This window comes from Phocaeicola oris (genome assembly GCF_021295095.1).
GTDB lineage: Bacteria > Bacteroidota > Bacteroidia > Bacteroidales > Bacteroidaceae > Phocaeicola > Phocaeicola oris.
The window spans coordinates 23,534-48,592 of sequence record NZ_JAJLQX010000002.1; the positions used below are offsets into that span (position 1 = coordinate 23,534).

Below are 25,059 nucleotides of genomic sequence, written 5' to 3' on the forward strand. Positions count from 1 at the left end.
ATCTATGATAAAAAAGGTATTTTGCTTGGTTTTAATTTTATTCTCCTTTGTAACAACAAGCAAAGGACAATATACCTGTGGAGTAACAGGGCTCCTGCACATGCCTTCGGCAGAAATGCAGAAAGATGGAACGTTTATGTTCGGTGGAAATTTTATGAATAAAGAAAATCTTCCAAATAAAAGATGGTGGGGATATAATAGCTATAACTACTACATAAATATTACTTTTTTTAAACGATTAGAGGTCTCGTATATATGTACATTGGTAAAAGGACAAGAAAATATCTCCTATTGGCCTAAACAAACTTGGGGCAAATTTGTTAATCAAGACAGGCATTTTGCTGCTCGTTTTCAAGCTATTAAAGAAGGAGAATTCTGGGAATATATGCCAAGCATTGTTCTTGGAGTAAACGACCCAACAACAGCAACAGAAACAGGACATAATTATACAAAACTAAGTGCAAAAAGTAGTATAAATGGATTCTTTAATCGCTGGTACATAGCAGCAACTAAGCACTTTAATATACCATACGGAGAATTAGGAGTGCATTTAGCCTATCTATACAATAGGAGAAAAGATTACCATCTCAACGGTCCTGCTATTGGTGTCAACTTCAAGCCTGATATCTGCAAAGACTTAAATGTGATTTTAGAATATGACGCTAAAACAATCAACTTTGGAGCTATCTATTCTTTATGGCATGACCATTTAAACCTGCTTGCCGAAATGCAGGAAGGAAAATATTTTTCAGGTGGTATCACTTTCAAAGTAAATCTGCTTGGTGGAAATAAATGGAATACTTGGAAATAAAAATATTATAAAAAGCAAAGAGAGAAGTTACAAACATTCTCTCCCCCTAATATTTTTAGACATGACCTTACACTACCATCCTTTACTTATCTGAACACAATCAATAGCATCATTAACTAATATATAAGTATATGGCAAAGAAAGTAGCCCTTATCACGGGCATTACCGGACAGGATGGCTCATTCCTGGCGGAATTTTTGATAAAAAAAGGGTATGAGGTACACGGACTGATGAGGCGATCATCATCGTTTAACACAGGACGCATAGAGCATTTGTACTTAGACGAATGGGTGCGCGACATGAAAAAAGCACGCTTGGTGAATTTGCACTGGGCAGATATGACGGACTCTTCTTCTTTGATTCGTATTATAGGAGAAGTGAAACCAACGGAAATCTATAACTTAGCCGCGCAAAGTCATGTGAAAGTGTCGTTTGATGTGCCGGAATATACTGCAGACACGGATGCATTGGGCGTACTGCGCTTGCTGGAGGCGGTACGTATATGCGGACTGGAAAAGTCGTGTCGAGTATACCAAGCTTCTACTTCTGAACTGTATGGAAAGGTGCAGGAAGTGCCACAAAAGGAAACAACTCCTTTCTACCCTCGTTCTCCGTATGGAGTGGCAAAACTCTACGGATTTTGGATTATCAAAAACTACCGTGAGAGCTATAACATGTTTGCTTGTAACGGCATTCTGTTTAATCATGAGAGCGAACGCAGAGGAGAGACTTTCGTAACACGTAAAATTACGTTGGCTGCCTGCAGAATAGCGGCAGGGTATCAGGATAAACTATATTTAGGCAACTTAAACGCTCTGCGCGACTGGGGATATGCTAAAGACTACGTGGAATGTATGTGGCTCATTCTTCAGCAGCCGCAGCCTGATGACTTTGTCATCGCTACGGGGGAATATCATACCGTTAGGGAATTCTGTACGTTAGCATTCCATCATATAGGAATAGAATTGGAATGGAAAGGCGAAAGCGTGAATGAACAGGGCATAGACAAAGCTACCGGTCGTGTATTGGTAGAGGTGGATCCGAAATACTTCCGCCCGAGTGAGGTCGAGCAATTGTTGGGTGATCCTGCCAAAGCTAAAGAGAAATTAGGATGGAACCCGAGAAAGACAAGTTTTGAAGATTTGGTTAAACTCATGGTAGAGCATGACAAACGATTCGTAAAGAAACTTTATTTTCGTTCTAAAGAGGAGGATTGACATGCTTCCTCAAACACCGAACAGCTTTTACTTAGTATGACAGTTGCGGGTATTAAAAAATCAAGATTCTATGACTTTATCAAAAAACAGTAAAATATATGTAGCAGGACACCACGGATTGGTGGGATCGGCTATTTGGAATAACCTGAAAGCAAGAGGGTACGAGAACTTAGTAGGCCGGAGCCATAAGGAGCTGGACTTGATGGATCCTATCGCAGTGAAGATGTTCTTTGATGAGGAACAACCGGATGCTGTGGTATTAGCGGCTGCTCATGTGGGCGGAATCATGGCAAACCTGAACTTTCGGGCAGACTTTATCTTTCAGAACTTGCAGATTCAGCAAAACGTGATAGGGGAAAGTTTCCGCCACCGTGTAAAGAAATTGTTATTCTTAGGCAGTACGTGTATTTATCCGCGTATGGCTGAGCAGCCTATGAAAGAAGACGCGCTGCTGACATCGGAATTAGAATATACCAACGAACCGTATGCCATAGCAAAGATAGCAGGACTGAAGATGTGCGAGAGTTTCGGCATTCAGTACGGATGTAACTATGTGGCTGTGATGCCTACCAATCTGTATGGACCAAACGATAATTTCCATTTAGAGAACAGTCATGTACTGCCGGCGATGATTCGAAAAGTGTATTTGGCAAAGTGCCTGAACGAGCACAACTGGAATGCTGTACGAAAGGATATAGACCTGCGTCCGGTAGAGGGTGTGAACGGCAGCAACTCGAATGAGGAAATTCTGACTAAGTTGGCGAAGTTCGGTATCACGCCCGAAGCGGTTACACTGTGGGGAACGGGCAAACCGATGCGTGAGTTCTTATGGAGTGAAGAAATGGCGGACGCGAGTGTATATGTACTTCTCAATGTTGATTTCAAAGATACTTTCAATTCCGACGCAAAAGAGATTCGGAATTGCCATATCAACGTAGGAACAGGTAAGGAACTTTCGATAAAAGAGGTAGCCGAGAAGGTTATCAAAGAAATCGGATTCAAAGGTAAGCTCTGCTGGGACACGACAAAACCGGACGGTACGCCAAGAAAACTGACGGATGTAACAAAATTACATAACTTGGGTTGGCATCATAAAATAGAAATTGACGAAGGAATTCACAAATTATATGAATGGTATAAGTTGGGGATCTGTATTAATCATCAAACAGTGTAAAAGTGATTTAGGATTAAATGGAAGATTATCAACTTTAATGAACTGCCTTGGTTTTTATGAATAATACACAAGAGAAATTCTTACAAATACTACAAGCTGCTCTCTATCCGGAGAAGACGTTCCATATAAAGGTAGATGGAGCGGAAATGAAAGAACTAATGAGGATAGCAAAAAAGCAGTCGGTGATGGGACTGTTCATCGATTATATGTTCGAACAAAACTTGATAAAAGGTGATTTGGACATATCACTCATATCGACTCTTACGCTAACCAAACGAAAGAATTTACTTATCAACAAAGAGATAGAAGATTTCATCCGTCTGCTAAATGCGGAGCATATTCCGGCTATCTTTGTAAAGGGGCAGATGATAGCGTCGCTCTACCCTAACCCTGCTTTACGACAGCCGGGGGATGTGGATTTCTATTGTGTTACGAAAGACAGGGAACGACTGACGGATATACTAAATACGACAATGAATATTGAGCTGAAGCACTCGTCTACCCGTCATGAGGAATTTAATCTGAACGATGTTCAGTTTGAGATGCATTCCACACTGATAGACTTTGCTGACAAGAAGCATGTAGCCTACTGGGAAGAACTAATGACGGAAGAAATGGCAGAGACGCATTATGCGAAAGTGGAGAATACCCGCGTCCCAACCCTGTCGCCTACCGCGAACGCGGTATATCTGTTTCTGCACATCTTTGAGCATTTAGTTCTGTCGGGCATAGGTCTGCGTCAATTCTGCGACTGGGCAATGTTGTTACGTCACCGGCACGAGGAGATAGACAAAGCCTTAGTGAAAAAACATCTGAAAGCACTGGGCATGACAAAAGCGTTCAAAGCGTGCGGAAGCATTCTGGTAAAATATTTAGGCGTATCGGAGGAAGAGTTTCCATTACCTATCAATAAGATGGATCAGAGACGGGGTGAGCGTATTCTGAAGGACATCTTTCGCATGGGTAACTTCGGAAAAGAAATACGAAAAGTAAAGAAGAGAGGATTGCTCCACAGTTTGGAAACAGGATGGATAGGTGCCATGCAATCTTTCAAATTCTTTTGGTTAGCTCCCAAAGAGATTATGCTGATTTACCTAAAAAAGCTCCATTGGTTCACAAGGAAATACAAAGCGAAATGTTGATAGAATAATAACTACTCTCCTACTTAGGAGAGTTTTTTATTGCGCTTTCAACTACGTGCATACTGTCTTTTCCTCTAAACACTATCCCCAATTCCGCTCTTATCTGAAAGAAATATCGTAACTTTGCGGAAAATTAAGATTATGGAAACGGAGAAAATCTATTGGTTTGTATTCTATAAAGACCGGTTACTGATGGAGCTGACGGATGGGCATTACCACGTGCCTTGTCGAAAAGAACCTCCGTTAGAGGTGCCGATAGGCTCAACCATTCAAACCATTGGCGAATGGAATGATTTGGAATGCAAGACCTATAAAGTGAGTATGCCGGTGGATGGGGCAAAGGCTCCGGAATTTGTAATGGAGAGTCTGCGTGCCACATTCGAGATACTCTCGCTGAAAGAGTATAAATGGGCAGGTAAGGCCTCGCAGATACTGAACTGGGACGAGAATACAAAGTATTGCCCGCATTGCGGAGAACCAATGCGTCAGATTTCTCATATCGGGAAGAAATGTCCTATTTGCCGACAGGAATTCTATCCGGTCATCTCTCCTGCCATGATTGTCAGAATTACGCAGGGAAATAAAATTCTTTTAGTTCATGCACGTAACTTCAAAGCCGATTACTACGGCTTGATAGCCGGATTCTTAGAACCGGGCGAGAGTTTGGAGGAATGCGTGTATCGTGAGGTTCGTGAAGAGACACAACTGAAAATTAAGAATCTCAAGTACTTCGGCAGTCAGTCGTGGCCCTATCCGAGTGGCATTATGGTAGGCTATACGGCAGAATATGAAAGCGGTGAACTGACATTGCAAAACGCGGAACTGAGTAAAGGAGGCTGGTTCGAAAAAGATAATCTCCCCATGATTCCAAAGAAATTAAGTTTGGCACGTAAGCTGATTGACGATTGGTTGGGGGAAGAAACGGAGAGGTTAGCCGACTATTAAACTTAACGCTAAAAATCTTTAAACAATTATTCATTTTATTCATCACTCATGTTCTGGCTTAACAATTTATTTTTCGAGAATACGCCATTGCAAGCGATTGTGATACTTGCAATCATCATTTCCACGGGACTATACCTCGGAAAACTAAAAGTGTACGGAGTATCGTTAGGGGTAACATTTGTCTTCTTTATGGGAATTCTCATGGGACACCTTGGATTCTCCATCGACCATCAGATGTTAATCTACGCTGAAGACTTCGGTCTGGTTATCTTCGTCTACGAACTCGGTCTACAAGTCGGTCCGGGATTCTTCTCTTCGTTTAAAAAGGGAGGAATGAAGTTGAACATGTTAGGATTGGGATTAGTGTTTTTGGGCACGATGTTAGCTGTTGCGCTCAGCTACACGCTAAATATTCCCATGAGTGATATGGTAGGCATTCTATGTGGAGCAACAACCAATACGCCTGCTTTAGGAGCCGCGCAACAGACGTTAGAGGAAATGAACCTGCCAAGCATCAGCGCGGCATTAAGTTGTGCTGTAACCTATCCTATGGGAGTTATAGGTGTTATTTTAGCCATGATAACGCTGAGGAAATTGTTTGTGCGCCCTTCGGATATCACAGCCGATGAGGAAGAACAAGACGAAACCTTTGTCGCTGCCTTCCGTGTGCACAATCCGGCTATTATTGGGAAAAGTATTCGAGAGGTGGCTCAGATAAGCGGACGGCACTTTGTTATTTCCAGACTCTGGAGAGATGGCAAAGTAACTATTCCGGAATCGGGAACGCTATTGCGGAGCGATGATAAACTGCTAATAGTCACTACACCGGAAGATGTGCCAAATTTGACAATGATGTTCGGCATGGAGGAATTGAAAGACTGGAATAAGAAAGACATAGATTGGAACGCGATAGACAGCCAATTGATTTCCAAACACATAGTCATCAGTCGACCGGAAATTAACGGTAAGAAGTTAGGAGCACTGAAGCTGCGCAACAGTTATGATATTAATATTACCCGTGTAATGCGAAGCGGCATTCAGTTACTTGCTACTCCGGGACTGATTCTGCAATTGGGCGATCGTCTGACTGTGGTTGGTGAGCGTCAGGCTATTGAAAACGTGGAGAGATTGTTGGGCAATAAGGTAAGAACGCTGAAAGACCCTAATTTAGCTACCGTATTCTTTGGCATTATATTGGGATTGATTATCGGAGCTATCCCTATAGCTATTCCGGGCATCTCGCAACCTGTGAAGTTGGGATTGGCCGGAGGTCCCATCATTGTGGGTATTTTGATTGGCAGATTTGGTCCACGTTTTCATCTGATTACTTATACCACACGCAGTGCCAACCTAATGCTTAGAGGATTAGGAATAGCCCTCTATTTAGCGTGTTTAGGGCTCGACTCCGGCGCTCATTTCTTCGATACGGTAATTCGTCCGGAAGGGGTGATTTGGATTGCCCTTGGCTTCTTAATTACTTTCATGCCGGTAGTTATTATGGGAGCATTATCACTCCGTATGAGCAAAGTAGGATTTGGCAATACCTGTGGAATGCTTTGCGGAAGCATGGCAAATCCTATGGCTTTGGGATACGCCAATGATACACTTCCGGGCGACAGTCCGGCGGTAAGCTATGCCACGGTTTATCCGTTATCAATGTTTGTAAGAGTCATCATCGCCCAATTATTAGTAATGGTGTTCTGCTAATTGATTACAAAAACTGATACGCATGAGTTGCTCAACTCATACGCATCAATCGGTTGATTCATACGTATCACTTCCTAAAAACTTCTGATGAATTCAGAAACTCATGCGTATCAGTTTGCCGGTATACGCGCGTCAAATCAATGCAATCATTTTTGTACTGTACTGCTCTTTGACGGAGCAAAGATACGTCTTGTCGAAAAACAAATAGCATATTCAGCTATTCTTTTAGAACAATTGCTTATCTTTGTCATTATAAGTAAATAACAAATAGCATGAAAACTATTAACCGAATAAAAGGAACTTTAAATGAACTTATTTGAGGAATACTCATACTTCGATTACAAATTCCCAGAACCTCAATACCTTGGATCAAAATATACCCATAGGCAATGGATTAGTAAGTTTATCCCAGAGAAAGCAAAGGTAGCTCTTGATGCTTTTGGGGGGTCTCAGTCTATTGCTTTTCTTTTAAAGCAAATGGGCAAACAGACCATAACAAATGACTTTCTTAAGTTTGATAGCGAGATCGGCAAGGCTTTGATAGAAAATCCCTATGAACGATTAGAAGAAGATGATTTGAATATTCTATTTTCAGAGAATCAAGATCCCAATAATTTTAATCTGATGGAAAATCTATTCACCGATTTGTTTTTTCCCCAAAAAGACGCAACTTTCGCAGATTCTGTAAGAAGTAATATTCCGCGACTCAATAGCCAATACAAGCAAGCTCTTGCGCTTACTATTATGTGCCGTAGTATGACAAGAAAGGTAACAATGGGACACTTTGCCCATACGCAAGCAATGAACTATGCGTCTGACCCTGCAAGAATTAAGAGAAATCGTAGTCTTATACGTTCATTGAAATCTCTTTTTATGGAATTATTACCTAAGTACAATGCCGCGGTTTTTGACAATGGTAAAGAGAATAAAAGCTATAACGAAGACATATTGGAGTTGTTGCCCACACTTCACAATATAGATGTGGCATATTTCGACCCCCCATATTGTAATAGTCACGCAGATTATCAGTCGTTTTACCACTTGCTCGAAACATACGTGATGTACTGGAAAGACAAGAAATTTGTAAATGGCACGAAACGCTATGAGCCTAAGCGACATAGTGGTTTCGATTGTAAAGACGAGGCAAAAAAGAATCTGGAAACGATGTTTAGTCAAGCACAACATATTCCGACTTGGATAGTAAGTTATAATGACCGTAGCTATCCGGACATTGACACTATGGTGAAAATGATGAAACTATTTAAAGACGTTCGAGTGGAGCGTAAGCCCTATACCAATAGTCGCGGTGGTAAAGGAAGTGTTGCAGGTAGTAGCGAAATCCTTTTTATTTGTACAAATAAACAAGAATAATTATGAATAGAACATTTAATTTCTGGGACCGTCAGTTTCGTAATAATAATCAGTTCGCCTTCAATAATGATTATGAAGGTTTGATTTGGCTAAAAGTCAGAGCAATTACTCGTAAGGAACAGCTCAGGAATTTTCTTGGACGTAATTCTGACATAATGATTATTAGCAAGAAGCAAAAGGAAATAGGAATTGAGTTATACGAGAAGCTGCTTTTTATGAATAATGGAATGCAACGTTTAGACGATTTTTTGCTTGACAGAAGTCAGGAAATGTATACTCTTATGAATGTTGATGTTGAACGTTTGAAAAACGATCTTTATAAAGTTACGGATTATAAATGGGGTGGAGATCAAAATAATTCATTAGATAAGTTTCTTGTGAGTCACTATGTAAAGCCTATAAGCAGTTTTGATGAACTCTTGTCAAAGTCTGCCGAGATTGGTACTAATGCATGGGATTATGTTCAAAATAGTTGGTATAACAACTGGACTTCATATCTCATTGAAATGCTGTTTGAAAATCATCAAAGAGTTATCTCTGCAGTTGGAGAAATAAAAAGCGTCGATTTTTTTATTGATAATTATCCTGTGGATTTAAAAGTTACATTCTTCCCGAACCAATATCTTCAAGAGAAACTGAAGCCTTTATATCAGGGTAAGAGTGAAATGTCATGGCTGAAAAACAAAGCCAAAGAAAACAATATATCTTTTGATTCTACCCAAAGCGATTCTGCAATATATTACCAAATTACAGAATCTATGAGTATGCAAGGAATTACTGATGTGTTAGCTACTTTAAATACAAATCGTCGTACAGTTGTCAGTGACGCGGAGAACAATCCCAATGAACTAATGACTTGGCTGTATGCTAACCAAGGAGAGATGCGTTTCGGTGCTGAAAATCGTATATTTGTTATCATGGTCAATATGGGGAATATGGCACAGTCATGGAAGATGAAGCGTGAGTTCAGCATAATTGAACCTGAGGTTAACAGCTTTTTAGATAATTTTAATGAGCATTCACTCCAACAAATAGACTATGATTTTAAAGGTAATACATATCATAGCTTATCAGGAATTATATTCATTAAGAATCGATGAGTTTATCTTTGTCATTATAAGTAAATAACAAATAGCATGAAAACTATTAACCGAATAAAAGGAGCTTTAGGTGATGCCCGCAAAACATATCGTTGGCCGGCCGAGCAATTACCAATTGGGTAAAGACCAAACAACCGTGTTAAAAAGTGATAGCGATATATGTAAGAATAATGATGGATTTACTGCTTAATACTTCATTGAGACATGGATATCATGGCGCAACTCAAATAGCCAGAGTAGAGACTGAAGACTGGGTTTATAGGAATATGTATTGTCCGATTTGTGGAGAACCAAAAATCATTCACTATGAAGCAAATAAACCAGTTGCTGATTTCTATTGCAATAAATGCTCTTCTGATTTTGAATTAAAGAGCAAAGAAAGTAGGAGTGGAAAATTGGGGAGAATTATAAAAGATGGAGCTTATGCTACTATGATTGAAAGAATTACCTCATTGCGTAATCCTAACTTTTTCTTTATGAGTCATCATGATAATGAGGTCGTAAATTTTGTACTTGTACCTAATGCGTTTTTCAATCCTTCAATCATTATCAAACGTAAACCTTTATCAATTAATGCCAGACGTTCAGGATGGGTAGGATGCGATATTGACATTTCGTCTATTCCTAATAATGGTAAAATATATATTATCAAAGACAAAAAGGAAATTGACCACGAAATGGTTAGAAGACAATATTTAAAATCTAAAGAAGGCGCTGTTGAAAGTAAGGGATGGTTAATGGATGTGTTAAACTGTATAGACAAGATAGGTGAAAAAGAATTTTTATTACAAGATGTTTACGATTTCACGCCATCTCTGCAGGCAAGACACCCCAATAATAATAACGTAGAACCCAAAATTCGACAACAATTACAAATACTCAGAGATAAAGGATTTATTGAGTTTACTTCACGAGGGCAATATACAAAATTAAAATAGTAATATAACGGATTACATTCTATATAACTAAAGAAAGGGACACAGATTCACCAACTAATATAGTCAAACCTATGCTGAACAGGTTGGTTTCAAAAAGTTAATATACCTATTCTGATCTATTTTCTAACTGATTATCTCAACTAATATGTGGTATATAAAACTTGCATAGTCAGTTTATCCTTACCACCGACTAACTTAACGCCATTCATATTCAAATTGTTCTCCACAGCCACAATCGTTGCTTTAGGAGATGAAGATCGGTAGTAATACGAATAGTAGGAATTATTATTCGATTCAACTACCTCTACCGTAGATATGGGAATAAGTACTACCTTATTCCAATCCGGATTTTTAGCTGTCCAGTTCGGGTCACTCTTTTCTCCTGTTATTTTAGCATTGATACATCGTTGTACCAGTTGAGCTATATTTTTGAAATCATACGAGTTGGTGGCACTGCTATACTGAGTGACAAAAGAGGTAAGGTTATCATACATCTTATTATCTTCAAAGAACGTGTACATCTCCGCCTTCCGTACCATCAGCAAATATTTTGGATTTCCCAACTTATACTTTCCGGAACTGTAATCGTTATAACATTTGAAAGAAAGCACCGCGGCATTCAGTGAGTCGCGTTTATGCTCCTCATGTATATCCTGAATCGGTAATGTAGCCTCTGTTACAATTCCTGCGGGAGACTTAACGTATGTACATGAATTATCTTCCGCCAGCTGCTTCAACTTTTCCGAGTTCTTAAAATGGTTCGACTGAATAACTTCTTTCGTCGCGGAAAAATAAGTTGAGCCATATACCAAAGAATCACGTTTACCGGAACTGCTCTTGATGTAAGCCGAATAAGTCACACCCAAATATATATTATCTATATAAAGAATACATCCGTCACCATTGGTACTATGAACATATACTCCCTTGAATACATTATTGATAAAAGTTTCAGCATTATGGAAATTTCTTTTATTTTCCAAATATTTATTATAAATGTGTTTACCTATTCCTTTATCTAATTTGACAGACTGAGACTTCACCCACGAACGTCCCTTATATATCGTATCGACAGCAAGGCCGGAAGCTGTCAAAGACTTCACACCGATAGGATCGGCGTCTTTATTATAATAAAAAGTAGGATTGAAACTTGTATAATATGTTTTTTTATCCTCTTCAGGAATGACCCTATTCAATGAATCAATCTGAACGCGAAGTGTCGCGGTGGAATCTCCGAAACATTTGGCATAACGGATAACCAGATTCGTTCCAATTACTTCGTGTATCTCTTCAGGAAACTCGTAATCATCGGTACAACTGAACTGCGCAATAAAATCAGAAGAGAATTCACCATATTCCGGATCGGTATACCGACCAAGATAAGGAGTATTCGACCGGGCAAAAACAGAATCAGCAAGCAAAGACCGCGTAATCACTGAATACGAAGAAACTCCCGATGGGATAGAATCGTTTGCATTGATGGTAGTTTTACCAATATTCGGGGTAGAGTCGTCACAGCTATAAAAACCAACAACTGCTAATAATAAGGCGCACAAGTATTTAGCCTTCATTTGTTTATTCTAATTATTTTTCTTTAGGTTTGGCACCGCAGACCTGCTCATAAAAATTTTCAAAAGCAGACACATACTTATCTTCCGACTGATACTCCAGAACAGGAACACCTTTCTGTTTAGCGAATTCGATGGCACGTTGATCAACGCTCTCGCTGTTCTGAATTACTCCATCTGAATAAGAAATGGCCAATTTACACATTTCCGGATAATCAAACGGTGCTTTGATAATATCCTGTATCTCGTTTCTTTCTATTCCGCGCATAACCAGTTTATCAACCAAACGCTCGCCGAATGGTTTCGTAAAGCTGCTGCCGAACAGAGAATAGATTATCTTACAATTCTTGAATACAGGCTCATCGCTATAAACTTTCCTCAGATACATGGGTAAGAAAGCGCTCATCCAACCCTGACAATGAACGACATCGGGAGCCCAACGAAGTTTCTTCATGGTCTCCAACACGCCACGAGCATAAAATATAGCTCGCTCGTCGTTATCTTCATAATCTTCACCTTTTTCATCAACGGTCATTTTCCGTTTCTGAAAATAGTCATCGTTATCGATGAAATAAACCTGCATACGGGCAGCTTGAATAGAAGCAACTTTGATAATCAACGGATGATCGGTATCATCGATTATCAAATTCATTCCGGAAAGACGAATCACTTCATGCAACTGGTTTCTTCTTTCATTCACAATGCCCCATTTTGGCATAAAAGTCCTTATTTCATGTCCATCATCCTGCACAGCCTGTGGAAGATTTCTTCCCATACGAGCCATTTCGGAATCGGAAACATACGGAGTAATTTCTTGAGTAACAAATAAAACTTTTTTTGCCTTCATCATATATTTTTCTCTTTTGTCGTACAAAGATAGCTAAAATATAAGTAAGAATTGGTTTATTCTGCCAAATAATTACTAACAAAGTGTTAAGAATATGTATAAAACAACGTATTCCTTCAGAAGAACATAAAAAAAGTCCGACTTTACCTGCCGGACTTTCCTATTTTTACATGAAGTTATTAAATGCCTAACGATTTGCGAACCGCTTCAATCTTCACATCAGCTGCCGAGTCAGCTGCTTCATACTCTTCTTCTTTCTTCATGGTGCCTTTTACCTCGATATAGAATTTAATCTTAGGTTCCGTACCACTCGGACGAACGGATACTTTGGTATGATCCTCAGTAAACCACTGCAATACATTCGATGGCTCCGGCATAGCGATATCAGCCGTGTTACCATGATCATTAACTTTCAATGTCTTGTAATCCTTAGTAACTACCACCTTCGACCCTCCAATCTCCCGCGGAGGATTAGCACGGAAGTTATTCATCATTGCCTGAATCTGGTCGGCACCGCTCTTTCCCGGTTTAACAACGTTGATTGTGAATTCCTTTGAGAATCCATATTCCATATAAATATCCATAAGAACATCGAACAACGTTTTACCATTATCTTTAGCCCAAGCACAAATCTCAGCCAACAGAGAACAAGCAGATACAGAATCTTTATCACGAACAAAATCCTCTGCCAAGAATCCGTAACTCTCTTCACCGCCACCGATATACTGTTTCTCACCTTCAGAAATCAGAATCTCTCGAGCAATCCATTTAAAACCGGTGTAGCAGTCGCGCATCTCAATATGATACTTATCGGCAATTTGACGAACCATCTCTGTGGTTACAATGGTCTTAACAATAAATTCGTTGCCTTTCATCTTGCCCAACTTAACACGATTGGCTATTATATAATAAAGGAAGAGCAAACAGGTTTGATTGCCATTAATGAGTACCCATTCTCCTTTATTATTCTTGCAAGCCATACCTACACGGTCGGCGTCAGGATCGGAAGCCATAACAATATCGGCATCAATCTTCTTCGCTAAGTTAATAGCTAATGTCAAAGCCTCAGCATTCTCTGGATTCGGACTAACCACTGTAGGGAAGTTACCATCTTTCACCATCTGTTCGGGAACACAATGAACGTTCTCAAATCCCCAGAGTTTTAATGACTGGGGAATCAGCATCATTCCTGTTCCGTGAAGCGGCGTATAAACGATACTCAAATCTTTTTGACGTTTGATAGCATCCGGATCAATGCAGATGGTATGTACTTTCTGAAGGTAAACATCATCAATATCCTTTCCGATAATGGTAATCAAATCTTTATTACCCTTAAATTTAACATCGTCGATCTTTACCTTATCCACCTCTGCTATGATGCCTTTATCGTGCGGAGTAAGTACTTGCGCACCATCTTCCCAATATGCCTTATAGCCATTATATTCTTTCGGATTATGACTGGCTGTAATGTTTACGCCTGCCTGACAATGCAAGTAACGGATAGCGAATGACATCTCGGGCGTAGGACGCATATCGTCAAACATATAGACTTTGATACCGTTTGCGGTGAAAACATCAGCAGCAGTCTGAGCAAACAGCAGACTGTTGTTACGACAGTCATAACCGATAGCTACACTGATTTCTTTGCGGTCTTTGAAATTCTTCAGAAGATAATTGGCAAAGCCCTGAGTAGCGGTACCAACCGTATAGATGTTCATACGGTTTGATCCGGCTCCCATGATACCACGAAGTCCGCCGGTACCAAATTCCAAATCTTTATAGAAGGCCTCAATCAAGTTAGTCTTGTCAGGGTCTTCCAACATTTTCTTAACCTCAGCCTGATTATCAGCATCGTATGCAGGTGAAAGCCATGTCTGAGCTTTCGCTGTGCACTGTTCAATTAATTTTTCATTATTTTCCATTTCAACTGATATTTAAAAATTTAACTTTTTATTTCTTTATCTCTTTAGTCTTAAAGCGGTCGCCTGTCTCCTGAATGAGCTTACGCTGAAAATCTTCAGGATACCCCGGACGATATAGCGGAGTTGAATTTCCATCATCCGAATGCATGAATGATCCATCGGGATTGGTTTTCTTAACCACGCCGTCATTATATTTCACTATAATATATTTAGCCAAATCCATCCATTCTTTCATCATATTCTGCGACATCATCTTAGAATAATTGGTTAGGAAAGCTTTTCCTTGCGCAGGATCTTTTTCAATCATATCCTTAGCCGTAGCCTCTATGCCCGACTGTTGACTGAAGTATGAATCTTCCAACTTATTTTGTACTGCACGCAAATCACCAATCATCAAATCGTAACGAGGGATAATCATGTCAGCCACCCAATTGCATAACCAGAAAGCGTTATCGAAAGAGAAGGTATATGCGTTAGCATTCTTACCCGAGAAGCACTCAGGAACTTCAGTACAGCAGCAATAAATAGGAACGTATGCTATCATATTAGCGTCATCATTTCCAAACCAAAGTACCCCTCCGACAGCATCCGGTAAATTAGCACGCATCTGCGCGACAAAAGTCCATTCCGGTTGCTGAGTAGAGATAGGACGCTCATTGAAATACTCCTGACCGTCAACCTTAAAGCTCAGCGGAGACAGTCGATATGGTATATGGAACGGACCGGCAGCTACATCATGGGTGAAATCGAGTGGAGTTCCTTCATAATGGTCACGCATTGCATGCTGAATATCGCGTACAGAAAGTTTCTTCTCCGCATGGATATAAAGTGGCATCGGTTCAGTGCTTTCTCCTTGGATATATGGAAGATACTGCTCACCAATAGTCTTATTGAACATATTGTAGAAACTCCATACACGGGCTTCACAGTATCGGACACCACCAAAGTCCAATGGATTATATGCATCAGCAAAACTGAAATCTTTATTTAATCCGTCAAAATATCCTTTCTCACGAGCGAAAGAGATAACATCGGGAGAGTACAGACAATTATCTTTATCGTCCATATTAAACTTATGAATACGACTCTGATTAGCATGAGCAGCTATACAATCGTCCGGTATGCGCACAGCAACCCATACTGCGCCCTTTGAGCCCGGTCCCTTGCCTATCATTTCCAGCATCCAAGCCTCATCAGGATCGGCAACAGAAAACGTTTCACCCTCGCTGTTATAGCCGTATTCTTTTACCAAATCGGTCATAATTTGAATGGCTTCCTTTGCGCTACGGGCACGTTGAAGAGTAATATAAATCAAACTTCCATAATCAATAATGCCTTGCGGATCCACCAGCTCCTCACGACCACCCCAAGTAGTCTCTCCTATGGTAACTTGAAACTCATTCATGTTACCTATCACATTATAGGTTTGCGGAGCTTCTTTTATCTGCCCGCGAAATTTACCGGTTTCCCAGTCAAAAACATCTCGCATGGCATCTTTATCATGCATACCTGCGGCAAAATGGAATAACGTACCAAAACTTCCATAAGAATCGGCAGAGTAGGAAACGATAACAGATCCGTCTGCAGAAGCTGACTTGCCAACAATAAAGTTAGTACAGGCGCTTGCCGGATAAATAGTTGCTATCATCAAAGCGGCACAAAGAATCAATTTGCTTTTCATATATTCTGTTATTTTATTTGTTTCTACATTAAAAGGTATAGGTTTGCACGGTTTCGTTTCCGCAATGATCGGTTACGGAAACAACCATCTCATGCTTCATTCCTCGTTTTATTTTGTCAGGACGCTTATTCGATAGAATCGCGTTTTTAGCATTGTATCCGAAGAGGGCGAACTTTCCGTCAATTGTCACACGATAGTTTTTCACTCCTGTTCCTTTATCACTTACATGGAAACTAATCGCTCCTGCAGACCACTTGCCCCGATTACGTGGAGTAACCTTCGGACCAATGGTATCTATGGCTATCGTATATGTTCCAAGCTCACTGATATTCGTACTGACCCAACCATCGGCATAAGTTCCTCCAACCGATTCGATTCGACCATTTTCCTTTCGGGCGATATAATACTTAGCAGTGTCCGCAACAGGCAAATGACGGACACCTATCATCAACTTACACCTACCGTTCATGGGAACAGGCTCATCGTGCAACTGATAAGTAAAGCTGACAGCTGAAGAATCTCGGAGTACCTTGCATTTCAAGGCAATATCATCATATAACATTCCACGAGGAATCATCAACTCCATACCGGGCTCCTGAACTATATTCGATTGGTTCCAAGAAAGATAACATTCTGCCTCCGGAGTATAAGGCTCAATCTCCTGAGGGAGTCCATGAACCGTAAAGCGATACGTCGTTTTGTTTCCATAACCATCCTCCAGAATATACATAAAATTGTAATCTTTATCTTCATTGATCGTTACTATACCTCGCTCTTTTGCCTTAAGCAACGGCAACTTATTCCCCGGAAGAATATGCGAACGCATCACCCATCGGTTATGTTGTACATGTTCCTTATAATCTGTCCAAGCATTTATACCTCGATTATCCGCTCCGGTGAATTCCTCCACCGCGCTCTTGAATATCTCGGTGGTATCCATCATCAGCGTGACATATTTCACGCCGTAATTGTTCGCCGTTCCATCCATATAATCATTGGCACAGAGCCCGAACGCGATTTTCCCCCATGCCTGAATGGTATGCCCCAAATCCTTCAACGGAACAATAACATCCTGCCGACTGCCGTTTACTACTCCTTCTCCACACTGAGGATATATTTTTATACCGGTGGCACGAGGCGGAGTAGTATCTACTATATAATTTTTGAAATAAGGCATCGGATCAATCAATCTGCCATCGTCGGCATGTAATTCCATGTGGAGATGCGGTCCGAAAGAAAAGCCTTCGTTACCACTGAATGCAATAATATCGCCGGCCTTATAGTTTATCTGATTCGGCTCAAAACGTAAATCTACCTGAAAGGTCTCATGCTTGTACTGATACGCTTCGACTACCTTTTCCACTGCCGGAGCAAAGCGACTGATGTGTCCGTACACCGATGTGAAACCATTAGGATGCGTAATGTAAAGGGCTTGCCCGAAACCACCATAACTGACAGTAGCACGGCTGACGTATCCATCGGCAACGCAATGGATGGCTTTCCCTACTACCCCTTCCGTCTTGATATCCAGTCCCCCATGCAAATGCCCGCTGCGCAATTCACCGAAGTTGGCACTCAGCTTAAGGGAGAAATCAAAAGGCGATATATACTTTGTCCCTTCTTCCTGAGCTTTCAAAGGCACAAAGAAAAAACACAGCAGCCAGCCGGCTATTAAATATTTAAGACCCAACCTCATCCAATAATCCATTGATAAAAGTGACATCAAATGTACAAAAACAACTGATTCTTTTATTCTATTTATTGTAATTCTTCACTCTTTATTCCTATGGCATGCAACACAGCAAAGCCCAATATCTCCCAATCAATGCTCTGTTCCTTTTTCGGAGGCTCCATCCCGAAAACTACTGCTCGGTCTTCAAGGTTATATTTTTTCAGTTCTTCATATATCCTTGCTCCGTAAGCCTGTTCATCCCCCACAATTATCAGGTGTTTTACTTCTTCTGCATTCAATAGCAATTGCAGAGATTCCATGAAGAGTTCTTCGCGAGTAACCATATCCTGTGGACAGAACGCATTTAAGGTAAACTCCCCCAACTTGCTCTTGAAAGCCACGTTATCAAGCGATTTCTCCACATCCTGTGGAATAATATTCTCCAGCTTCCCTGATTGTCGGTCGTAAATAAGCAATGTCTGAATCGTCCTATCGCTTACCTCCTTCCCTTCCTCTGGACGAAGACCGGCGTCAAGTGACAATGCTTCAAGAAATAACGAGAAGTCGGCATTCGGCAAAGTTCTGTCAATTATCTTTGAAAAATAGGTAATCATCTCACCGGTTACTTTATCCGCGTAGGAAACATCCAAAAGAATAACGTTCTCTTCAAATTTAACTTCCGGTCTCTCTATTTCTGGTATCATAAGTATTCAAACATTTTTATTCTAAACGTTCCACTTGTATAGAATGTCATTAAAACAATGATAGGAAATGACGAAAAGTCTCCCTTGCATTCTATTTTGAATTATTACGCAAAAATAGCAAATAAATGAAGAATTTTCAAAGTTTACTACCTAAAACTGTAGAACCAAATGATAAAAGGCAAGAATAGTTTCATTAAAATACATACGCAAAGGCTATGATGCTTTTTCACATCCTTCAAGCCTGATACGTGGAAAAATTCAATAAAAAATAAAAGACCTTACAGTGTATTAAACGATGTTTTTATTTTGTCGTCAGGTTGTTTTAATTGGTCATAAAGAGAATTGGGGAAAGTGATACGTATGAGTTAACCAACTCATACGCATGAACTGATCAACTCATACGCATGAACCGATCAACTCATACGCATGAATCAATCAACTCACGCGGATGACTTTTCATCTTCATACGCATCGGTTCGGCAGTAGATACTCATGGTTGACAAAAAGCCTGCGTATCATCTTACAAAGAGATAGTGATACACGAAAAGACAGACTGGTTTATAATCGTTTAATATCGGAATCAAGAGCGTTCTTTCCTCTATATTTTGTTTTCTTGGAATTGATTCGATACGTGATATTTAGCGAGTAATTCCAAAGATGATAGTTTTCTGTTTGCGTAAAATAGAAAGCATCCAATAGCTCGGTTTCCTTGAATTTCATGCCGTGAAAAATATCTTTCGCATTTAAACTTATCATCAACTTATTTGATAAAAATGATTTTTGAAGTCCTAAATCAATAGAATGGAAAGGTTCTAATTTTACCGCTCCCTGATTACCCCCTGTGTTATAATAAACATAAGAGGATAGCATATAGTTATGTGGTAATTGGAAAAACTGATTGAAAACCACATAAGCCGAAGCCCTATTATGTTTTATTTCTTCACCTCTATAATTGCATTTGAAAAAAGGCTGGCTAATTCCCAATGATAAAGAGGGACTCCATATTCCCCATTTCTTTTGCAAATTTATATATGCATTAAGGTTCTGCTTTGTTGGGAAGTTCTTATACGTACTCAGCACCATGTTATCTTTCCCGTTATTATAAAAATTCAATGCAATGTAGTCTTTCTGATAAGTGTATTCCACCGAGAATTTTATAAACTTATAAACTGAATAGTATTGCATGGAATATAACTTTGACGGAGTAAGTTGTGGATTTCCCTGTTGATACATATACTCATTGCCATAATAGTTCGCGTTACTCATCTGTCTAAATGTGGGACGATTGATTTGTGATGAAAAGGCTAAAGTATGATTCCATGAACCACTATTGTACGCAGCCTTGAATGATGGGAAAAATGCTTATAATGTTTGCGAAGGGTGTTGTCAGCGATAATATCATCGTATTGGTAAATGTAATCTTCATAACGTAAGCCTCCGGATAATGTTAAGTCCTTAAAGCTTTTGGTTAACTCAACAAATACAGCATACTTGTTTTCTCGTGTTTTATAATCTGTATTTACCTTGTTGGTAGAAGAGACAGACATATTGCCGTTACTGTTTGTATACCCCCAATCAGCTCCCCACATCATTTTCGTCTGCGGAGATATTTTTAGTACCCAATCGGACTTTATGGCAAGCATATCTTGTTTTCCTTTTCCTATGCTATGGGTGTTAATTGATGGTAGTTTCGGATGATTCTCTATGGTGTTCTGTGTATAATCATTCTCGTTATGCACATAATCAGCATTGAGAGTGGTGTTGACTCTACCAAAAGTTCCATCATAAAACGTATTGATATGTTGATAATTGACTTTATTTTTATAATGATTATCAATTAGGGCAGAATTAGCAGAAATGTTATTTACCCTATAATCTAAGGTTCCTTTTCTCCATTCCTTATTTGTATTTTGTGTTCCATCAAAAGACAAACCTACCGAATTACTATCATTAATGTCATAGTCTGCGCTCAACTGATAATCATAGGCAGGGACTCGGGTCTCTCCCCATTGTCCTTTGTCATATTGATGTAGCTTATTTTCGATTAGTAGCTCTGTGGAAGCCGGTTGCGATAGAAGGCCGTGATTGTATTTGTATCCTAAATTGCCTGCAATACTAAGTCTCTGAAACTGATAACCTAAAACAACACTTTGCCTGCCGGATATATAGTCACTTTGCTTCAAATTTGTTTTCGACAGAAAAGAAAACCCTTCATTCTTATTTATGGTTGTTATCTTTATTACTGCCCTGCCCGAAGCATTATATTCCGGTCCAGGAGAAGTTACCAATTCTATATCTTTTATATCGGATGGAAGAAGGCGTTCTAATTCGCTGTTCAACCTCATTGGTCTTTTATTTATATATATTATAGGACTTCCCTTTCCAAAAATTTCTATCCCGCCCGATAGTCCTTTTATCACTCCGGGCAACTGTGGTAGTAATTCATCCATAGTATTGAGTTCAGAAAGAATAGTTCCTTTCACTTGGGTAAATATCGAATTACCTATTTGCTTAAAAAGAGGTCTGGAAGCCTTTATAACCACTTCCGACAACACCTTTTGGCTATTATCAAGAACCATTTCCCCCCAATTTTCGTTCCGGTCTACAGATGAAATGTCATGGAAAAGCGTGACATATCCCACATACGATACTCTTAATATGGCAGCATCTGTTGCTTTGAGTATCACGAAACAACCCTTGGCATCAGTAGTAGTTCCTGTGATAAATAAGGAATCCTTTGTCTGTTCAATAACATTCGCAAACATTATCGGCTCCCCCTTTTTATCTACGATTGTACCTTTTATTTCTTGAGCATAAACAAATGAAGATGAGAACAAAAAGATAAATATTATAAGTATTTTTTCATAAATCCACACACTTTATCCTCTGGTTCGAGTACGGATCATTACATACTCAACTGCTATTTTAATATATAAGAACATGTAAACTTTATCCTCTGGTTCGAGTACGGATCATTACATACTAAGTAAATGATCAGTCTGCTAAACAGACAATCTCTCCTTTCTGGAAAGCGTCATTTATCTTTTGTTTCAAATCGTTCCAGTCAATTTTATTAATGGAATTCAACGCATCATCGAATCCTTTTTTCATCTCATCAGAAAACTTGAATTTATTAAAATCTATTCCTTCTAATACATGACTCACAGAATCCATTGTCTTCGGGAGGATCAATGATGTACCATCGCTAAAATCAAAAAGCTCTGATTTCCAATCATCCTTATCAGCCTGAACAGTCCGGTCACGACAGGATACAGTAATAACCACTGTCGGATTATTTTGTGCTCCGCTTATAGTCATCACATAGATAGACTTTTTCTTATCTTTAAACACAAGCGTATACGTCATTGCGCTCGAGCCACTCTTATTCTTCGTTACGGTTGTCGCGTTCTCACCATCTTTATCAAATGCCTCCTCTAACTGACGGGCATAATTCCCTTCTTTACTCACAAAAGTAAGCGTCTTAGATGTAAAGTACACCTCCTTTTTGGCATTTCGCTTCACAACCGTATTCACGTTTACTCCTTTCTTTTCCAACTCATCGACTATTTTGTCTATACGTTGTTGTGCCATTACTTTTGTAATGCTGCCCAAACTCAACAAACCTACTGCCATAAAGGCAAGAAACAATTTATTCGCTTTCATATCTTAATTAATTTAATGATTTCATATTATGGGTAAATTATCTTTATCACCTTCCTCTGTTTTCTTCTCTAAATTCTCCATGTACTTATCCACATCAAAATTCAATACTTTCTCTGCTTTCCGTATCTGCTCGACAGCCAATTTGTTCGTCTGTTTCAGTTCCGGTAGAATGGTCTTTATATCGGTTATCTTCTTTCCATTACGAATGATATAGCTTCCTTCAAGATACTCATACTTCCGATTATCTACACGGTGATATATCCCAAGTCCGGCACCAAGCACCACAACTACCGACGCAGCTATACACAACTTCTTCCAAAGCTGAAAAGCCATACGCTGCTTCTTAGAAAGTTCCCCTTTCATTCCTCCGGCATACCACAAAAACATTGGCTGATACTTTTTCAGAGAGTGAGGAACATCTGTACCGGCAAAAAAAGCATAGAGATCTTTCTCTTCCGCATTCGTAGTCTCCCCATTCAAGAAACGTTCAATCTGTTCTTTTGCTTTTTGCTCATTCATAATCATCTAAATTAAAATAACTCAAAATCTTCTTTCTTGCCCGAGCAAGGTTTACACGTACCGCATTCTCCGTACTCCCGATGGTACTCGCTATCTCACTCACTTCCATCCCGTCAATATGCTTCATCCGAAGTGTCGCCTGCTGTACGTCGGGCAGTTGACTGATTAATTCCATCACCCGTTTCTCCTCTTCCTTATTGATATAAGCAACCTCAGGATTATCTTTATCGGAGAATTCCTCGTGCATATCCTCCCCAACTAATTTCAAAGCAGACCGTATTCGGTTTAATGCAATATTCTTTGCCATCACGACCGCTAATGCCTCTACAGAGCGGTATTCATCAAGTTTGTCTCGAAGACACCACAACTTCAGCATCACGTCCTGAGTCACATCTTCCCCATCATCATCATTACCCATATAACGAGTCGCTACACGCAACACATGGGAACGAATATTTCGAACTATTGTCTCGAATTCTTTCTGTTCCATTTCATAAAGCAGACACATGAAGATAGATGTTTATTACTCCGGAAAGTCAACTTCTATCATATTTAACTCTTATTAAGAATAACGGAAAGAGGAAAAAGATTATCCCGTTAATCTGTTTCGAAACAGACTAACCATACACATACCTCTAAAACCGATGAGCTTCCACTGTCAGGACAAGGAAACCACCATGAACGATTACACCCTTTTTGTAACAGCTTAATTAGAACGACTTACCAAAGCTGATATAGGGAAGAATATATAGTTTATCAATAGAATGACTTCCGCCAAAGCCAAAAGCTGGAGATACTCCCGCACGAAATACAAAACCATGAAGTGCCTGACGACGATAACCTATATTACCAAAAAAATAGTACCCAAGGAATTGATGATGTTCTTTCACATGTTTATCCACTTCCCATTGCGTCACCCCATCTTTCGCACCCACTTTTTTATAGGTATTGTATTCTTCTTTACCAAATACATAACCAATATTAGTACCAAAGCCTAACTCTAATTTGTGGTTCTTTCGGCCGATAAGATAGTTCATTCGGGGTATCAGAGAGATGGAATTAAACCTATCAAGATTGTTAAAGATGTCACTTGATTGAGAGAATCCCCAACCTGCGCCAATGCTGTATCCCCATCCTTTGTTTCCCTTAAAACGAGCATCGTAATGGACACCAATCAGGTTAGACGGACCGAGTATCTCAACCGAAATATTCTTTGTTGGACGATCGCTGATAGAAGTTTTGCTTTCTTGAGCTGATATCGTTGTGAAAACACCAAGTATCCATACAATTCCCGCAATTATCTTTTTCATATTGAAGTTTATTTTTATGGGCTGCAAAGATAGCATAAAAATTAATAGTACCAAGTTGCCTTCAACAAAATTTCTCTCGGACGGAATGATTGACAAACGATATGCTCAGTCATCGCGGTTAGCGTATTTTGTTGATACAATTGTTTATCAAGCACATTGTTCACCTGTAATTCAAGGTCGAAAGTCTTAGGCGTGTAAACTACAGAGAAATTCATGAAATAGATAGATGACTGCTTCGGTCGATAGTTTGTATACCAAGCATTGCTCCATTTTATTTTCCATATATCCGACGGGAATACGTTCACATCACATTTATTTACCAAGCTGGAAGCATGGCTATGAGTCATCACTGGACTGCTCAACGTAGTATAACCGAATCTTTCGCTCCCCTCAATACTCAGGTAGCGATTGGGCTGCAAGGCATAATTTCCTGTAATAGTTACAGTCTTTGTATGGTAAGGCACTACTTCATCTGACATTAGCACCTTTTGATGGTTTTCCATATATTGAGCGGTTAACCCCACGAATGTTTTCCAAAAACCTAATGTCTTAGTCAACCGAGTACGTACCAACCAGCTCAAGACTTTATGCTTACGGTCTATCATTTCAGTTGCATGTAGCATACCGTCTTGTGTCGCCTTTGCCATCTTGTCGTGCTTACTGAGTACTACACTTCCGGTAAGCGACCAAAACCATCCGTTCAGCGGATTATTAAATTTCAGCGTATTAGCAGCCATCCAGTTACTATACGTATAGAAACCTGAACTT

20 protein-coding genes and 1 pseudogene are annotated in these 25,059 nt (G+C 39.7%); 9 read left to right on the forward strand and 12 right to left on the reverse strand.

Annotated features, from left to right (window positions below; translation table 11 throughout):
* Positions 1-4 precede the first annotated feature (4 nt).
* The 9 genes from LO761_RS01600 to LO761_RS01640 all read left to right on the forward strand — a co-directional run bounded on the left by LO761_RS01600 (position 5) and on the right by LO761_RS01640 (position 10,405).
* Entirely contained in the window at positions 5-811 is an 807-nt protein-coding gene (locus LO761_RS01600) for a YjbH domain-containing protein (protein ID WP_272816591.1), read from the forward strand.
* 131 nt (positions 812-942) lie between these two features.
* Complete coding sequence (gene gmd, locus LO761_RS01605; protein WP_272816592.1) at positions 943-2,028, forward strand: GDP-mannose 4,6-dehydratase; 1,086 nt, start codon at positions 943-945, stop codon at positions 2,026-2,028.
* 70 nt (positions 2,029-2,098) lie between these two features.
* Positions 2,099-3,202, forward strand: coding sequence for a GDP-L-fucose synthase family protein (locus LO761_RS01610; protein WP_272816593.1), 1,104 nt, complete (start codon positions 2,099-2,101; stop codon positions 3,200-3,202).
* A 56-nt stretch (positions 3,203-3,258) separates the two neighbouring features.
* Positions 3,259-4,344, forward strand: a complete 1,086-nt coding sequence (locus tag LO761_RS01615; RefSeq protein ID WP_272816594.1) for a nucleotidyltransferase domain-containing protein — start codon at positions 3,259-3,261, stop codon at positions 4,342-4,344.
* 141 nt (positions 4,345-4,485) lie between these two features.
* Complete coding sequence (gene nudC / locus LO761_RS01620) at positions 4,486-5,289, forward strand: NAD(+) diphosphatase (protein ID WP_272816595.1); 804 nt, start codon at positions 4,486-4,488, stop codon at positions 5,287-5,289.
* Between the two features lie 48 nt (positions 5,290-5,337).
* Entirely contained in the window at positions 5,338-6,996 is a 1,659-nt protein-coding gene (locus LO761_RS01625; RefSeq protein WP_272816596.1) for a putative transporter, read from the forward strand.
* A 306-nt stretch (positions 6,997-7,302) separates the two neighbouring features.
* On the forward strand, positions 7,303-8,367 hold the full coding sequence (locus tag LO761_RS01630) for a DNA adenine methylase (RefSeq protein ID WP_272816597.1): 1,065 nt from the start codon (positions 7,303-7,305) through the stop codon (positions 8,365-8,367).
* Positions 8,368-8,369: 2 nt separating this feature from the next.
* A complete protein-coding gene (locus LO761_RS01635) occupies positions 8,370-9,467 on the forward strand; it encodes a hypothetical protein (RefSeq protein WP_272816598.1) in 1,098 nt (365 codons plus the stop codon).
* A 170-nt stretch (positions 9,468-9,637) separates the two neighbouring features.
* Entirely contained in the window at positions 9,638-10,405 is a 768-nt protein-coding gene (locus LO761_RS01640; RefSeq protein WP_272816599.1) for a DpnI domain-containing protein, read from the forward strand.
* 140 nt (positions 10,406-10,545) lie between these two features.
* Here the strand turns inward: LO761_RS01640 and LO761_RS01645 are convergent, their stop codons facing one another.
* The 12 genes and pseudogenes from LO761_RS01645 to LO761_RS01700 all read right to left on the reverse strand — a co-directional run bounded on the left by LO761_RS01645 (position 10,546) and on the right by LO761_RS01700 (position 25,028).
* Positions 10,546-11,976 (reverse strand): DUF4270 domain-containing protein, encoded by a 1,431-nt coding sequence (locus LO761_RS01645; RefSeq protein WP_272816600.1) that lies wholly within the window; start codon positions 11,974-11,976, stop codon positions 10,546-10,548.
* Between the two features lie 13 nt (positions 11,977-11,989).
* Positions 11,990-12,823, reverse strand: a complete 834-nt coding sequence (locus tag LO761_RS01650) for a glycogen/starch synthase (RefSeq protein ID WP_272816601.1) — start codon at positions 12,821-12,823, stop codon at positions 11,990-11,992.
* 176 nt (positions 12,824-12,999) lie between these two features.
* Complete coding sequence (locus tag LO761_RS01655; protein WP_272816602.1) at positions 13,000-14,742, reverse strand: phospho-sugar mutase; 1,743 nt, start codon at positions 14,740-14,742, stop codon at positions 13,000-13,002.
* Positions 14,743-14,770: 28 nt separating this feature from the next.
* Entirely contained in the window at positions 14,771-16,423 is a 1,653-nt protein-coding gene (locus LO761_RS01660; protein WP_272816603.1) for a C69 family dipeptidase, read from the reverse strand.
* Positions 16,424-16,451: 28 nt separating this feature from the next.
* Positions 16,452-18,119 (reverse strand): M23 family metallopeptidase, encoded by a 1,668-nt coding sequence (locus LO761_RS01665; protein ID WP_272816604.1) that lies wholly within the window; start codon positions 18,117-18,119, stop codon positions 16,452-16,454.
* A 62-nt stretch (positions 18,120-18,181) separates the two neighbouring features.
* Positions 18,182-18,799 carry a DUF6621 family protein gene (locus LO761_RS01670; protein WP_272816605.1) on the reverse strand — a complete coding sequence of 206 codons (618 nt, stop codon included), beginning with the start codon at positions 18,797-18,799 and terminating at the stop codon, positions 18,182-18,184.
* 558 nt (positions 18,800-19,357) lie between these two features.
* Positions 19,358-21,675 (reverse strand): annotated as a pseudogene (locus LO761_RS01675) (outer membrane beta-barrel family protein).
* A gap of 118 nt (positions 21,676-21,793) precedes the next feature.
* On the reverse strand, positions 21,794-22,462 hold the full coding sequence (locus tag LO761_RS01680; protein ID WP_272816606.1) for a DUF5024 domain-containing protein: 669 nt from the start codon (positions 22,460-22,462) through the stop codon (positions 21,794-21,796).
* 21 nt (positions 22,463-22,483) lie between these two features.
* A complete protein-coding gene (locus LO761_RS01685) occupies positions 22,484-22,981 on the reverse strand; it encodes a hypothetical protein (protein ID WP_272816607.1) in 498 nt (165 codons plus the stop codon).
* Positions 22,974-23,471, reverse strand: a complete 498-nt coding sequence (locus tag LO761_RS01690; RefSeq protein ID WP_272816608.1) for an RNA polymerase sigma factor — start codon at positions 23,469-23,471, stop codon at positions 22,974-22,976. Before LO761_RS01690 ends, LO761_RS01685 begins: the two co-directional genes overlap by 8 nt.
* 220 nt (positions 23,472-23,691) lie before the next feature.
* Complete coding sequence (locus tag LO761_RS01695) at positions 23,692-24,291, reverse strand: hypothetical protein (RefSeq protein ID WP_272816609.1); 600 nt, start codon at positions 24,289-24,291, stop codon at positions 23,692-23,694.
* A gap of 41 nt (positions 24,292-24,332) precedes the next feature.
* Positions 24,333-25,028 (reverse strand): hypothetical protein, encoded by a 696-nt coding sequence (locus tag LO761_RS01700; protein WP_272816610.1) that lies wholly within the window; start codon positions 25,026-25,028, stop codon positions 24,333-24,335.
* Positions 25,029-25,059: the final 31 nt, after the last annotated feature.

Coding starts and splice junctions, on each gene's coding strand:
- LO761_RS01630 (WP_272816597.1), top strand. CDS start 7,303: ATGAACTTATTTGAGGAATACTCATACTTCGATTACAAATTCCCAGAA.
- LO761_RS01665 (WP_272816604.1), bottom strand. CDS start 18,119: ATGAGGTTGGGTCTTAAATATTTAATAGCCGGCTGGCTGCTGTGTTTT.
- LO761_RS01635 (WP_272816598.1), top strand. CDS start 8,370: ATGAATAGAACATTTAATTTCTGGGACCGTCAGTTTCGTAATAATAAT.
- LO761_RS01645 (WP_272816600.1), bottom strand. CDS start 11,976: ATGAAGGCTAAATACTTGTGCGCCTTATTATTAGCAGTTGTTGGTTTT.
- LO761_RS01600 (WP_272816591.1), top strand. CDS start 5: ATGATAAAAAAGGTATTTTGCTTGGTTTTAATTTTATTCTCCTTTGTA.
- LO761_RS01680 (WP_272816606.1), bottom strand. CDS start 22,462: ATGAAAGCGAATAAATTGTTTCTTGCCTTTATGGCAGTAGGTTTGTTG.
- nudC (WP_272816595.1), top strand. CDS start 4,486: ATGGAAACGGAGAAAATCTATTGGTTTGTATTCTATAAAGACCGGTTA.
- LO761_RS01615 (WP_272816594.1), top strand. CDS start 3,259: ATGAATAATACACAAGAGAAATTCTTACAAATACTACAAGCTGCTCTC.
- LO761_RS01695 (WP_272816609.1), bottom strand. CDS start 24,291: ATGAAAAAGATAATTGCGGGAATTGTATGGATACTTGGTGTTTTCACA.
- LO761_RS01650 (WP_272816601.1), bottom strand. CDS start 12,823: ATGATGAAGGCAAAAAAAGTTTTATTTGTTACTCAAGAAATTACTCCG.
- LO761_RS01640 (WP_272816599.1), top strand. CDS start 9,638: ATGATGGATTTACTGCTTAATACTTCATTGAGACATGGATATCATGGC.
- gmd (WP_272816592.1), top strand. CDS start 943: ATGGCAAAGAAAGTAGCCCTTATCACGGGCATTACCGGACAGGATGGC.
- LO761_RS01655 (WP_272816602.1), bottom strand. CDS start 14,742: ATGGAAAATAATGAAAAATTAATTGAACAGTGCACAGCGAAAGCTCAG.
- LO761_RS01690 (WP_272816608.1), bottom strand. CDS start 23,471: ATGGAACAGAAAGAATTCGAGACAATAGTTCGAAATATTCGTTCCCAT.
- LO761_RS01685 (WP_272816607.1), bottom strand. CDS start 22,981: ATGAATGAGCAAAAAGCAAAAGAACAGATTGAACGTTTCTTGAATGGG.
- LO761_RS01660 (WP_272816603.1), bottom strand. CDS start 16,423: ATGAAAAGCAAATTGATTCTTTGTGCCGCTTTGATGATAGCAACTATT.
- LO761_RS01610 (WP_272816593.1), top strand. CDS start 2,099: ATGACTTTATCAAAAAACAGTAAAATATATGTAGCAGGACACCACGGA.
- LO761_RS01700 (WP_272816610.1), bottom strand. CDS start 25,028: ATGGCTGCTAATACGCTGAAATTTAATAATCCGCTGAACGGATGGTTT.
- LO761_RS01670 (WP_272816605.1), bottom strand. CDS start 18,799: ATGATACCAGAAATAGAGAGACCGGAAGTTAAATTTGAAGAGAACGTT.
- LO761_RS01625 (WP_272816596.1), top strand. CDS start 5,338: ATGTTCTGGCTTAACAATTTATTTTTCGAGAATACGCCATTGCAAGCG.